The following is a 12,924-nucleotide window of genomic DNA, read 5'->3' on the forward strand; positions in this document are numbered from 1 at the left end:
GGCCTATCTCTAAAATCTATCTAAATGAAAAAAATTCTAATTGCTATCTTCCTTTTTTTATCGTTTAATGTGACCCGGGCACAAGATCTGGTTAAAAAAATCCCTTTAAATGCTTTCACTGTGGCTACCATTAAAGGCGATAATGTTTTTAAGCTCATGTTTGTTAAGGATTTTAACGAATCTTTTCTGGGCAGGAAATTGCTGACCGAAACATCAAAATCACTTGATCAAAATTTTACCAGCATAGAAGATTTTGGAATTAACGTGGAGAAAAACATGTATTACTTTAACCAGTTAAGCGATAGTATTACCTACAACTGTTTTCTGATCCCGATAAAAGACGCTGGGAAATTTGAAAGCCTGATTCAAAACAAAGAGAAAAAATTTACCCAACAGGGTGATATCCGTACAATGGTTTTGCCTGATAGCACGAGCATACTTAAATGGAATAACGACATGCTCTATTTTGTAGCAGGAAGCATTAACAGTTCTTTCTTTTCCGATTCTACCAAATCTGCACGTTATGGAATAAAAGAAATCAGGTTTCAGAACAATTATGATGATGTAGCCATTGCAGATAGTAGTGTTGTTGTATCAGATACTGTTTACACCACCACAGCCGAACCGATGGTAGAGGTAGCTGCCCCCCCAATTATTGAAAAAGCAAGAGTTCAGAAAAAAGCGTCTCCTGGCAAAACATCAAAAAAAAGAAGCATAAAGAAAAAAACAGGAAAGAAAAAAGCTGTTAAACCAAAGAAAGTAACATGGACGCAGAACGTCGAGTTTGAAATGGAGGCAGATCCCAGCGAAGAAGCTGTTGATTCTACTGCAACTGCCAAAGCTAATATTGATGCACAATATGATACGTATCAGCAAGAACGTGCAGAACAGGATGCCAAGAAAAAAAGGCTCGCTCTAGTTTGGATGACCGCTCAAGCTGATCAAATTTTCAATGGAAATTATCAATCTATCGAAAACAATAAATCGTACGCAGCAAGTTTAGATAACAAAGCTATTGCAGAACTTTGGGTTTCAAGCCTTCAGGATGCATACAATATAATCGCGCCGGGTTTTGGTACTTATGGTAAAGCAGGTTTGATGAAAGGTTACGGCAGCCTGAATGCAAAACTTTTTATGGACAACAAAAGCTTTCGCATCTCCACAGGCTTAGAACTATCACAGGAACAGGCAGATTCCTATAAAAAAATCCTGAACAGAAAGTTAAACAAAAAATTTCTGAAATATGTGAACAGCGAGAAAGCACTTGGTTTTATGAGCTATTCAATCGATACCAAAGCATACCTGGAAGAATTCCCCAAATTATTGAAACAAACCTATGGTTCTTTTATGGGGGCTAAAATGGACGAAGAAATGGACCTGGGTGCCGATCTGATTTCGCTATTGCTAGACGAAGAAGCCGTAAGCAAAGTAATCAAGGGCGACGCATTATTTGTAATCAATGGATTAAATACAAAGGAAGTTACTTATACCGCTTACGAGTATGACGACGATTATAAACAAAAAGAAGTAACAAAAACCAAAAATGAAGTGTTACCTGATTTCCTTTTCATGTTCTCATCTGATGATACCAGATTGATTAATAAACTGATTAAATACGGTATAAACAAAAATTTCGTAACAGCTGAGGGCAACATTTATAAACTAATGGAAAAGAAAAGTCCGATTGATGTTTATTTACAAATTAAAGATGGTATCGTGTTTTTTGGCAATTCTTTAACCGAAATGCAGGGCATTCAAAATAATCAATACGGCAGTTATAAATTAAGTAAAATGCATAAGCAACTATTGAGCAAAAACAATTTCAGCTTTTTATTTAATGCTAAAAACCTGGTGGGCAAAGTGCCTGCTTCTGAAATGGGTGGAGACGAAACGGCGAAGAAATTCAACAGCACTCTGGAAAAAATGGGCAATGTATATATAAAATCTAACCCGATCAAAGGGAAGCTGGTATCAGCAGATATCAGTGCAGAAATTCCGAACGGCCACGAAAATGCTTTGAAGTATTTATTCTCGTTAATTGAAAATGCAGCTAAGTAGAGCAGTTTACAATTAACAGTTTTCAGTTGGCAGTTTCTAGTTGGTAGTTTTTCAATTGGCAATTGGCAGTTAATAATTTCCGGTTGGCTACGCCACAGTTAACCAATTATACAGTAACCATTCTCATGAAGAAATTTTTAAAAATAACAGCAGCGATAATTCTATTGCTGCTTGTTTTTTATTTCGGCTTGTTTAAATACAGGCAAATCCAGGCCAGCAAAATATTAATTCCTGTTACTACCCAGACTTTATTAAAAATAAATGTAGATGAACTATACAAGACCCTGGCTGTTAGTTATCTGAAACATCCCAGTCAATATTCCGGAACGGACAAGAAAGGGATCAGAGAAAAGATTAATGATTTAAATACAGGTTTAAATATCCCCGCAAACATTTACCTATACACCTTAAAAGGAAAAGCTGTAAATACTTTTTACACCCGTTTAGAAATAGCCGATAGTTTGGCATTTGATACTTTTATTCAGAAAAAGCTTACATTGTTAAAAAAGGATGCCCATTTTTTTCAATCTGCAGACTCAACATTTTGTGTTCTGTTTAACAAAACAACTGTAAGCTTCGCATTCACCATGGCGAAGGAGCCGGTAAAAAACATACTGTACGAGATCCAGGATCAGAAAAACATGGTTAAAATTAGTGATAGCAAGTTTGCACAAATGACCAGTCTTTCCGATCACCTCTCTTTTCAAAATGCAGAAAATTTAAGCAGGATTAATTTTACAGATGGAAAAATTGATTTCAGCGGTGAATTCGAGAATAAATGGATAGAGCCTGCTGTACAACCCAGGCATCGGATGTTAAATCCAGAAAGTACATTGGGTATGTGGTTAAACGGAAAAATCAAACCGGATTTTATTAAGAAAAATCAAACCGTAAATCCCTCGTTACTATCAAAGGATAGTTTTTTCAGGTTTTACAAAGATTATATGGATTTTGAATGGACAAAAACCATTACACAGGTAGATACCATCGTAGGTTACGAATACAATGAAAACTTTGAGCAGGTAGAGAAAAAAATACTTCAAGACCATAAGATTCCTTCGGTTAACGTCAATCTGAGTGCCGATGATCAGGCAGTAGGCAATTATCTGAAATCGCTGGGTGCGCTGGATCAATCTACCGGAAAGATTAGCAGTTTAATGATTCCATTGTACCAGGTTTATTTTAAAGGTGGTAATGGCAACGTTTTATTCACTACCGTTAAGGATGCTAAACCTGATTCAAAAAGGGTATCATCTGCTGATTTCTTTTATTTTAAAGTAGATTTCAAAAAGTTAATTAAACAAACATCAATACCATTGATTGCAGACAAACTGGGTACTTTTAGTCAGTTGGAGATTAAAGCAAAAAGCGCAGGGAAAGACAAAATTAAACTTGAATCGGAACTTTTATTTTTAAACAAAGATGCCAATGCCCTCATTCAACTTTTAAAAATGTTTGAAAATGGCTTCAACAGCTCTTTAAATTTTAATTTATCTGTTGATATTCCGGCACGCAAGTAAAATCACTCCCAAAATAAAAGCATAAATATACGCTGTTGTATCTGTTCTTTATTTTCTTAATCAAACGTTGGTATATTCGTAAGTTGATCACCTAAAAACATCTTAAATGCTTCATGATAATTTGATTCTTATTTTGGTTTTACTTTTAGGCGTAACCCTGTTGGTAATGGTTGGCCAGAAGATCAAAATCTCCTATCCGATTTTTTTGGTATTGGCCGGCTTACTTATTGGCTTTATTCCGGGTATTCCACATATCAAAATTGATCCCGATCTTGTTTTCCTGCTTTTTTTACCGCCTTTACTTTATGAAGCTGCCTGGTTTACCTCATGGAAAGACTTTTGGGAATTTAAGGGTGGTATATTTTTAATGGCCGTGGGTTTGGTTTTTATTACCTCGGTGGCGGTTGCTTATGCATCTGTAATATTTATACCTGGTTTTACCCTGGCGTTGGGTTTTTTATTGGGGGGCATTGTTTCGCCACCAGATGCCGTTGCCGCAGCAGCGGTATTAAAAGGCATGAAGATTCCAAAGGTGGTAAGTACTTTACTGGAAGGAGAGAGTCTGGTAAATGATGCTTCCAGTTTAATTGTGTTTAAATTTGCATTAGCTACTATAGTTAGCGGAACATTTGTAATGCAGGATGCCGCGGTAAGCTTCGTTACTGTTGCTGGCCTTGGTATTTTAATCGGTCTTGCTGTTGGCGGTATTTTTTATGTGATCCACCGTTGGTTACCAACAACCGATAATATTGATACCGTACTGACCTTACTTACGCCATACTTTATGTACATCACTGCCGAGCATTTTGAAGCGTCTGGCGTAATGGCAGTTGTATCAGGAGGCTTGTTACTCTCCAGTCAATCACATATCATCTTAACCTCAAGTTCCAGAATAAAAACGGTTAACGTATGGTCATCATTAATATTTATGCTCAACGGTGTTGTATTTATATTAATTGGCCTGGCCCTACCGGATATTGTAAACGGCTTAGGGCCTGATTATCCGATAACCAAAGCTATCGGTTACGGATTCGGGATTAGCATACTGGCACTTTTTGTCCGCATGGTATGGTTGGTTTCAACCGCTCAGATTACACTGCTCTTTAATAAAAAAACACGAATACGTTACCGGGATATGACCTGGCATTCATATGTCGTGATCATTTACGCGGGGATGAGAGGCGTGGTATCTTTAGCCGCAGCACTTTCCATTCCGGTTATGATTTCTGATTCGGTGGCTTTTCCTTTAAGGAACCTGATTTTATTCATCACTTTTGTGGTCATTTTCATTACGCTGGTTTTGCAGGGACTTACCCTTCCCCTGGTAATCAAATGGCTCAAAATTCCGGAGCCTAAGAGCAAATTAACGGAACAGGAGCAGACAAACCAGATTAAACTAAAATTGATAGACCTTTCCTTAGATAAATTAAATGCCGATTATCAGCACCAATGCACCCACAATGAGTTAATGGTTAACCTAAAAGCAGAGTTACAACATGCTTTAAAAGAAAAAAGGGATAATATCCACGCTTATAGAAGAGGCGAAATTGATAAAGAAGATTTAAAAGCCTACCGGGAAATCGTGCTGGCCTTAATTCAAATTCAGCGCGATGAGTTACATCATTTAAAACGCAACAAAAAATACGATGATGAAGTGATCAGGAAAGAAGAATGGAGGCTGGATTTAGAAGAGTTGAGTATTATCTCTTAGTGCTTGTTTTAAAAGCCGGATAAATAGAAAACGTCTGGTTGTTAAAGAACAGTAAGCAAAACTGGCAAGTAAAAAAAATCCCTGCAAATGTTACATCTGCAGGGATTTTCGCTTTAAGCTTTAGTCTTTCGGCTTTGTGTCCTTATGGCCAAACACCTAAATTCATGTAAGAAACCGCAATTTTATCAATCGAATTAACGAAAGCAGCCGTTCTTAATGTTTTGGTACCAGGTTTGGTCATCAACGTTTCGCGGATTTCGTGGTACGAATGGATCATCGTATCTTCTAAACCAGAATTAACCAGTTCCATTTCAGATGCGCCTTTAACAATCATCAAACGGTGTTCAGGAAGAATGGTTTTACCGGTCAGGTTTTCTAAAGTATTGATCAGATTCGCATTTGAGTTAGCTGCATAGCGGTTCTCCATACGACCAAAAGCCACGTGAGAAAGGTTTTTCAACCATTCGAAATAAGAAACCGTAACACCTCCCGCGTTGCAATACATATCAGGAATGATGATACCACCCATTTCGGTAAAAATGGCTTCAGCTTCTGGTGTAGTTGGTCCGTTAGCACCTTCTGCAATAATTTTCGCTTTAATGTTGCGGATATTAAGTTCTGTAAATTGGTTTTCCAAAGCCGCCGGAACGATGATATCGCAGTCCTGCTCTAAACCTTCCATTGAATTTTTAAAGCTGGTGGCACCTGGAAAATCTAAAATTGAACCTGTGTTTTTACGGTGTGCAAAAACTTCATCAACGTTTAATCCATCAGGATTGTAAATCGCACCTTCAAATTCACAAAGGCCAACTATTGTTGCTCCAAATTCAGACAAGAATTTAGCAGAGTGATAACCCACGTTACCTAATCCCTGAACAATTACCCTTTTATCGCCCAAACCGGCTTTAAAGCCTAACTTAGCCATATCTTCTGCAACTTCAACACATTCACGTACGGCATAAGCTACGCCACGGCCGGTAGCTTCTTTACGGCCACGGATACCGTGCAAAGCAATCGGCTTACCGGTAACGCAGCCCAAAGCATCGAGCTGACCAGGATTCATGGTCATATAAGTATCGGCAATCCAGCTCATTTCGCGTTCACCAGATCCATAATCAGGAGCAGGAACATCAATGCCGGGACCGATAAAGTTTTTCTTAATTAATTCAGTTGTATAACGACGGGTAATGGTTTCCAGTTCGGCAACACTGTATTGTTTGGTGTTGATTTTGATACCGCCTTTTGCACCGCCAAATGGAACGTTAACAATAGCACATTTGTAAGTCATCAGGGCAGCCAGCGCCATAACCTCATCTTCGTTTACCATTTCACTGTAACGGATCCCCCCTTTGGTAGGGCTCATGTGGTGAGAGTGTTCTACGCGCCAGGCATCAATTACTTCAAAACCATTTCCACGGCGGATGGGGAACTGGAAACGATATACACTATTACATGTTTTAATCTGGTTCAATAAACCTTCAGGATGATTGGTAAATTGAGCCGCACTGTCAAAGTTCTTACAAACATCTGCAAAGAACTTGTTCTCGTCTGCTAGATTAGCCATTATTTATTTTTTATATTGAATAAGTTTTCGGTGCAAAATTGCCTAAAAAAAATGCACATATCCAAATGCAAAAATACTTAGTGTACAGCTAACACCACCTTATATAGCGCATGTAAAAGGCGTTATACCGATGATGCAGATCTGTTCAAAAACAATATTTAAATAGGTTTAAACAGCTATATACCCATCCTTCGACAGGAATAAAACTACTAATTTAATAGGTTTTTTCGCGGCTTAATCTGACGAAAAAAAATTATAAAAAAAATATCCACAGGTCTGTTTTTTTACGATACTGATTAATCAACAAACAAAAAAACAGCTGAAATTATCAATATCATAATTTCAGACCAAAAAATAAGAATCGAGTAGGAAGATAGGGATTAGTTCCCTATCTGTCCTCTCATACCACTGTACGTACCGTTCGGTATACAGCGGTTTGTTGAAACAGTATCTCTTGACAACCGATGATATTCACCTATTGCCAGGCATTGTGCACATTGGTTGCACGGCTCGGCTCAGCTCCTCTTATATTTTACTCTCGGATTCCGTCCTACCCTCATATAAGCAGTTCTCTAATGTAATTCCACTGTAAACGCTCTGCCATAAACTTCCTGTTTCCTTTGCCATTTCAACATTTGGTCCTTCCTGCACCTTAAAATGCAGTACTACGACCGCTGCTGACTTCTGAGTGAGCCATTGAACGTCCCCGCCAAATGTTTCCTCTCCTGTAATCGCGCTTACTCTTGACAGAACTCATTCAGATCTCCCGGGGTAAGACAATCTACTTCCTATGGATGTGGCCTCTGTATTTACGTAATAGTCTCCGTGCAGTACTGGGCTTCTGTTTGTATGGCAACATCACCCAGACTAGATCCGCCTCATATACAGTTTCTGTTCGTAAGCCCCCATATTTGCCGCCGACTTCCTTCAGATTCGCAGTCACCCACGACACCCTTGTCTTTAGCTAACACTTCCTACTGCTAAGCGTGTTCGGGACTCTAACCCTATAGTCGATTGCCATGCCCGGCGCACCATAAAAAAGGAGATCAACTGATATTGATCCCCTTTAAAAAATTATCCGGACTATCGCAATTACGATCCTTTATTTATCACTGATGTGGTTTTCTTTTTCGATTTTTTTTAATCTTCTATCGATGGAGAAAAGGTATGCGAGCAAACCTACTAGAATAATTACGATACAGACAACCACTACGTAAATTTTTCCATTGCTACGAAGACTATCGGCCATTTCTACGCCATTATCTTGCGCAAATAACTGCATAGTGGCCATCATTAATATCAGGGAGAAAAATATTTTCTTCATTTTAGTTATGTTGTTGTTTGTTCTCAATAGTACGTATTCTGAAACGAATGGTATATACCCAATAGCCAATCAGGATCCAGCCCAAACATGCAGGGTAAAACACCATGCGCATGCGACTATCCAAATCGTAACTGTTAAAACCAGGGTTACCGCCATTGCCCGGATGTAAGGAATCTTTTAGCCGGGGTAAAACAAAAAGCAATACCACCATCATCGGAAAGGCAAAAATATTGTAAATGGCAGAAATCTTTGCTCTTTTTTGTTCTTCATCAATCGCATTGCGAAGAATTAAATAAGCAAAATACAGCAATATTGAAATGGCTGCAAAATTCTGTTTAGGATCGAAACTCCAGAACTGTCCCCAGGTAAATTTAGCCCAAATGGCACCGGTAATTAAACCTAGAATACCAAAAATAATACCGGCATTAACACTTTCAACAGCTTTGATATCATCAATTTCACTTTTCGTACTCAACGATTTTATACTATAAAAGACTGAGATCGAAAACAGTACAATCATAGCAAACCACATGGGCACGTGAAAATAAAGATTTCTTATCGTTTCGTTCAATATCGGCAAATGTGGTACGCCGAGCAATAAACCCGCTATTGCCGTATAAATTACCAAAACCGAACCTAAAATTTTCCACCAAGTTTTATGCATACATATATAATTTTGAATGATTGAGCTTTGAAGGAGAGAATGGTCTTTTTTTCTGACTTAAATAATCATAAAGAATTTCTCATTTTATAATTCAATCATTCATTTAATCATTTTTTAATCCCTCCAAAGGTAAGGAAATAACAGTAAAGAGGTTGCAACCACAAGTACATTCACCACCAGCAACATCGATATTTCATCGTAACTATTCTCCCATGGCAGACCATCAACCGCATTTTTAGCCAGTTTAATTAGCAGAATCAATACCGGGATAATGATCGGAAAGCTTAAAATAGCCATCAGCATCCCACCGTTACCCGCTTTGCTCGCTATGGCCGAAACCATGGTAAATACAGTAGAAAAACTGATACTACCCAATAATACAGCTACATAATACAGCAATAGATCGGGCGGCGTAAAAGAATCAAAAACCAAAGTATAAAAACCTAAAGCAATAGTAGTAAGGACCAACATCAGTAGTGTATTGTACACCGTTTTGGATATTAACACTGCAGCCGGACTGGCCAATACATAACTATATAACTGCTGACCTTTGGTTTCCTGTAAAAAGCTTTTCGATACGCCATTGATCGAGGCAAAAAGCATAATGATCCAAAAGAGTGCGTTCCAGGTTAATTTATCGCCAAGGCTAACAAAAGAGAGGTAACATGTAAAAATGGTAGAGACCACATAAAGTAATACACCGTTAATGGTATATTTGGAGCGCCACTCTAACAATACTTCCTTGTGAATTAAATATTTAACCTCTTTGGCCAATTGCATAGCAGCAAAGATACTTTTATTGATAAATATTGCGCGCCTAAATTGTTGTATTGTTGTAATTTTGTTTGAATGAACCAGGCAATCGTCCTGCCTTTGGAAAAATAACCTATTGTTAATGTTCCATTATCCAATAACAGGGACGCCACAGTACGCGCTATAATAGCCAGTCTCCTCCGGCCTATTGATATTTTCGTCTTTGTCAACCAGTTTCTAAAGGTGAATCAACTTTTTGCTAATTATCGACCTTAAAGGTCGCTGTCTCAAATAATATAATTAATGCGGCGCAAATAATTCGGAATAGCATAATGAACGAAATGAATAAAATATCCGTTTGCCAAAATCCATTTCGGATGTAGCAACGTATATAGGCCAGTTCTTGTAAATCTCACCATTTATGCTCAATGCATTGAAAAATCAATGATTTGTCATGCCAAAAGATCTACTGACGATTATCCTTATTATCAATAAAAAAACAAAATGAACAAAATCAAAACAATTGTACTTTCTACTGTTGCTGTCCTTTCCATTTTTACAGTCGAAGCACAGACTTTTAAAGAGCCGGTGGGTTACAAACTTAAGAATGGCATGAACATTATTATTTCAGAAAATAATAAATCGCCGAAGGCCTATTCCAGTTTCACCTTGGATATCAAAGCATTTGACACTAAAAAAGACGGTATAGTTGAGCTATTAAATGCCGTGCTAAATGAAAATGCAAGTAAAAGCCCCAACATCAGTTTTAAAGACAATAGTGGTAAGCTGGCCACGTTAAATACTGACCTGGAGAAAGACCTGACACAGATGGCTTCGGTAATTCAAAATGCAAGCTTTGATCAACTTACCTTTGAAGTGGCAAAAGCTAAATTGATGGCCAGCATAAAGCAACAAGATCATGATTATGATCAAACGGTAAATGAAAATTCGATCAACGCCTTAACACTGGCCGATGTTAAAAACTTTTATAACCAGATTTCTCCTGAAAAAACATTTCTGACCATTGCAGGCGATATTGATTTAAATACAGCTAAAGCTTCAGCAAAAAAAGCTTTTGGCAATTGGAGCCGAACACACGAAATAACATCAGCAGTTACAAAGTAATATCGAAATTAAGTCAAGGCCATTTGATTCGTTTCAAAGAGCCTTTTTTATGTCCAAATGCTTCCAGAAGGGTATTTAAATCTGGATACAATTGTAATTTAATACGATAAAAAGAATATAACTGACTTTACCGATCTAAATACATAGTGTATTTCAGAAGAAATCCATTACCTTGTGTAATTTAATGCCTCTAAAGGGCTTTTTTACGCCGAATTGTTACATGCCTTTAATTTTTAGCCATTCACATTCCGGCAATCATTTAATATCTTCGTTATAAATAAAATCATTAGTTTCCAAAAAAGCCTCCTCAAATGAAAAAAGCCTATACCCTACTTACTTTTGTTGCCATTAGTTCATCGCTACAGGCTCAGGTTGTGGTTAACCGAAATCAGGATATCGATAAAATGGTTAAGACTGTAAATCCCGATTCGCTAAAATCGTACATCAGTAAAATGGTTTCTTTCGGAACCAGAAACACCCTTAGCGATATTAAAAGTAAAACAAAAGGCATCGGAGCGGCCAGAACTTGGGTGCTGAATAAATTTAACCAGTTTGCGAAGCAAAGTGATGGCAGGCTTACTGCGTACCTGGATACCATTACCTTCAAACCTGACGGTAAAAGAGTAGATCAGCCTACACTTTTAGGTAATGCCGTAGCCATATTAAAAGGCACGGATACCAACGATAAACGGGTTTATGTAGTAAGCGGACACCTGGATAGCCGTGTTACGGATGTGATGAACAGAACCAGCGATGCGCCGGGCGCTAACGATGATGGCAGCGGAGTAGCAGGCGTAATAGAGGCTGCACGAATTATGAGTCAGTATAAATTTCCGGCAACCATCATATTTGTAGCCGTAAGCGGAGAAGAACAATCTCTACTGGGTTCTGGTTTTATGGCAGCAAAAGCTAAAAAAGAAAACTGGAACGTGGATGCCATGCTGAACAATGATATGATTGGCAGTAACAATAGCAGCGAAACACAAATTATTGATAATACCAGGCTGCGTGTATTTAGTGAGGGTTTACCCAGTTTCGAGCTGGATAAAAATGCCAAAAGTATCCGCCAGTTTGGCTTGGAGAACGATGGTAAAAGCCGTCAGTTGGCACGTTATGTTAAAGAAATAGGCGAGCGTTATGTAGATCAGTTAGAAGTTAAATTAATTTACAGAAACGACCGGTTTCTACGTGGCGGAGACCATACCCCATTCGTAGAAAATGGTTTTACAGCCGTACGCATCACCGAAATGAACGAGAACTTCGATCATCAGCATCAAGATCTTAGAACAGAAAATGGTGTGCGGTATGGCGATCTGCAGGAATTTATGGATTTTGAATATTTACGCAAAAACACAGGTGTAAATATTGCTGTTTTAGCCAATCTGGCCAAAGCCCCTTCAAGCCCAACCGAAGTAAAGGTTGACGTTAAAAACCTGAGCAACTCGACTTTTTTATACTGGAAAGCACCCCTTAATGGTACGGTGAAAGGCTATTATGTATTAGTGCGCGAAACCAGCAGCGCTGTTTGGGAAAAGAAATTTTTCACTTCCGCTACCGAATTAAGATTGCCCTACAGTAAAGACAATTATTTATTCGCCGTTCAGAGTGTTGGAAATGATGGTAATGAGAGTTTACCCGTAGTACCCGGTATAGGCAGATAATTAAAATATTTTGGTTTTATGCGTATTTAAACTCAAATTTATCGAATGAAATTCAAACCGCTGGCTTTTATTATTAATATTGCCATCACACTGGGTGTTGGCGCATTGGGCGGATGGGCTACTGCTCAATCGGTCAAAACCTGGTACCCAACATTAAATAAACCATCGTTTAATCCGCCAGATTGGCTTTTTGCACCGGTTTGGACCAGCCTTTATATCTTAATAGGTATTGCAGCCTACCTCGTTTGGGTAAGACGTGATAAAATTGTTCATTTTCCACGTACAGTTGCCATTTACCTCATCCAGCTGATTTTAAATCTCGCCTGGTCATTCATTTTCTTTTATCTGCATGAAATAGGTTTTGCGCTGGCAGAAATCATTTTACTGTTGCTGGTGATCGTTATTAATGCCATCACTTTTTATAAAATCAATAAATGGGCCGGAATACTTTTTATCCCATACATCATGTGGGTAAGTTTTGCCACATTTTTAACTTATAACATTTTCATATTGAACTGATTTTAAAAGAAAAACACTTATTTTT

Annotated in this window: 10 protein-coding genes; 6 read left to right on the forward strand and 4 right to left on the reverse strand. The window is 38.1% G+C overall.

Translation table 11 applies throughout. The features are described from left to right. The first annotated feature begins 24 nt into the window (after positions 1-24). The 3 genes from ACFE6N_RS20825 to ACFE6N_RS20835 all read left to right on the forward strand — a co-directional run bounded on the left by ACFE6N_RS20825 (position 25) and on the right by ACFE6N_RS20835 (position 5,289). A complete protein-coding gene (locus ACFE6N_RS20825; protein WP_378939689.1) occupies positions 25-2,058 on the forward strand; it encodes a hypothetical protein in 2,034 nt (677 codons plus the stop codon). A gap of 125 nt (positions 2,059-2,183) precedes the next feature. After that, entirely contained in the window at positions 2,184-3,578 is a 1,395-nt protein-coding gene (locus ACFE6N_RS20830) for a hypothetical protein (protein ID WP_378939691.1), read from the forward strand. A gap of 106 nt (positions 3,579-3,684) precedes the next feature. Further along, complete coding sequence (locus ACFE6N_RS20835; RefSeq protein WP_378939693.1) at positions 3,685-5,289, forward strand: Na+/H+ antiporter; 1,605 nt, start codon at positions 3,685-3,687, stop codon at positions 5,287-5,289. A gap of 142 nt (positions 5,290-5,431) precedes the next feature. Here the strand turns inward: ACFE6N_RS20835 and ACFE6N_RS20840 are convergent, their stop codons facing one another. The 4 genes from ACFE6N_RS20840 to ACFE6N_RS20855 form a co-directional block, all read right to left on the reverse strand. Next, positions 5,432-6,853: a Glu/Leu/Phe/Val dehydrogenase gene (locus ACFE6N_RS20840; protein WP_090981877.1), complete on the reverse strand. Its 1,422-nt coding sequence runs from the start codon at positions 6,851-6,853 to the stop codon at positions 5,432-5,434. A 1,102-nt stretch (positions 6,854-7,955) separates the two neighbouring features. Next, positions 7,956-8,177, reverse strand: coding sequence for a CcmD family protein (locus tag ACFE6N_RS20845; RefSeq protein ID WP_378939696.1), 222 nt, complete (start codon positions 8,175-8,177; stop codon positions 7,956-7,958). A gap of 1 nt (position 8,178) precedes the next feature. Next, positions 8,179-8,841 carry a cytochrome c biogenesis protein CcsA gene (ccsA, locus tag ACFE6N_RS20850; RefSeq protein ID WP_378939698.1) on the reverse strand — a complete coding sequence of 221 codons (663 nt, stop codon included), beginning with the start codon at positions 8,839-8,841 and terminating at the stop codon, positions 8,179-8,181. 114 nt (positions 8,842-8,955) lie between these two features. After that, entirely contained in the window at positions 8,956-9,621 is a 666-nt protein-coding gene (locus ACFE6N_RS20855) for a heme exporter protein CcmB (protein ID WP_378939700.1), read from the reverse strand. 477 nt (positions 9,622-10,098) lie between these two features. Here ACFE6N_RS20855 and ACFE6N_RS20860 point away from each other — a divergent pair, with 477 nt between their 5' ends. The 3 genes from ACFE6N_RS20860 to ACFE6N_RS20870 all read left to right on the forward strand — a co-directional run bounded on the left by ACFE6N_RS20860 (position 10,099) and on the right by ACFE6N_RS20870 (position 12,899). Next, positions 10,099-10,719, forward strand: a complete 621-nt coding sequence (locus ACFE6N_RS20860) for a hypothetical protein (RefSeq protein WP_378939702.1) — start codon at positions 10,099-10,101, stop codon at positions 10,717-10,719. A 311-nt stretch (positions 10,720-11,030) separates the two neighbouring features. After that, a complete protein-coding gene (locus ACFE6N_RS20865) occupies positions 11,031-12,380 on the forward strand; it encodes a M28 family metallopeptidase (protein WP_378939704.1) in 1,350 nt (449 codons plus the stop codon). A 45-nt stretch (positions 12,381-12,425) separates the two neighbouring features. Next, positions 12,426-12,899, forward strand: coding sequence for a TspO/MBR family protein (locus tag ACFE6N_RS20870; protein WP_090981864.1), 474 nt, complete (start codon positions 12,426-12,428; stop codon positions 12,897-12,899). Positions 12,900-12,924: the final 25 nt, after the last annotated feature.

This window comes from Pedobacter sp. BG31, from assembly GCF_042464845.1.
Taxonomy (GTDB): Bacteria; Bacteroidota; Bacteroidia; order Sphingobacteriales; family Sphingobacteriaceae; genus Pedobacter; species Pedobacter suwonensis.

Excerpts from the sequence above, each read along its gene's own strand:
- ACFE6N_RS20870 (WP_090981864.1), top strand. The coding sequence starts at position 12,426 with ATGAAATTCAAACCGCTGGCTTTTATTATTAATATTGCCATCACACTG.
- ACFE6N_RS20855 (WP_378939700.1), bottom strand. The coding sequence starts at position 9,621 with ATGCAATTGGCCAAAGAGGTTAAATATTTAATTCACAAGGAAGTATTG.
- ACFE6N_RS20830 (WP_378939691.1), top strand. The coding sequence starts at position 2,184 with ATGAAGAAATTTTTAAAAATAACAGCAGCGATAATTCTATTGCTGCTT.
- ACFE6N_RS20825 (WP_378939689.1), top strand. The coding sequence starts at position 25 with ATGAAAAAAATTCTAATTGCTATCTTCCTTTTTTTATCGTTTAATGTG.
- ACFE6N_RS20860 (WP_378939702.1), top strand. The coding sequence starts at position 10,099 with ATGAACAAAATCAAAACAATTGTACTTTCTACTGTTGCTGTCCTTTCC.
- ACFE6N_RS20840 (WP_090981877.1), bottom strand. The coding sequence starts at position 6,853 with ATGGCTAATCTAGCAGACGAGAACAAGTTCTTTGCAGATGTTTGTAAG.
- ccsA (WP_378939698.1), bottom strand. The coding sequence starts at position 8,841 with ATGCATAAAACTTGGTGGAAAATTTTAGGTTCGGTTTTGGTAATTTAT.
- ACFE6N_RS20845 (WP_378939696.1), bottom strand. The coding sequence starts at position 8,177 with ATGAAGAAAATATTTTTCTCCCTGATATTAATGATGGCCACTATGCAG.
- ACFE6N_RS20835 (WP_378939693.1), top strand. The coding sequence starts at position 3,685 with ATGCTTCATGATAATTTGATTCTTATTTTGGTTTTACTTTTAGGCGTA.
- ACFE6N_RS20865 (WP_378939704.1), top strand. The coding sequence starts at position 11,031 with ATGAAAAAAGCCTATACCCTACTTACTTTTGTTGCCATTAGTTCATCG.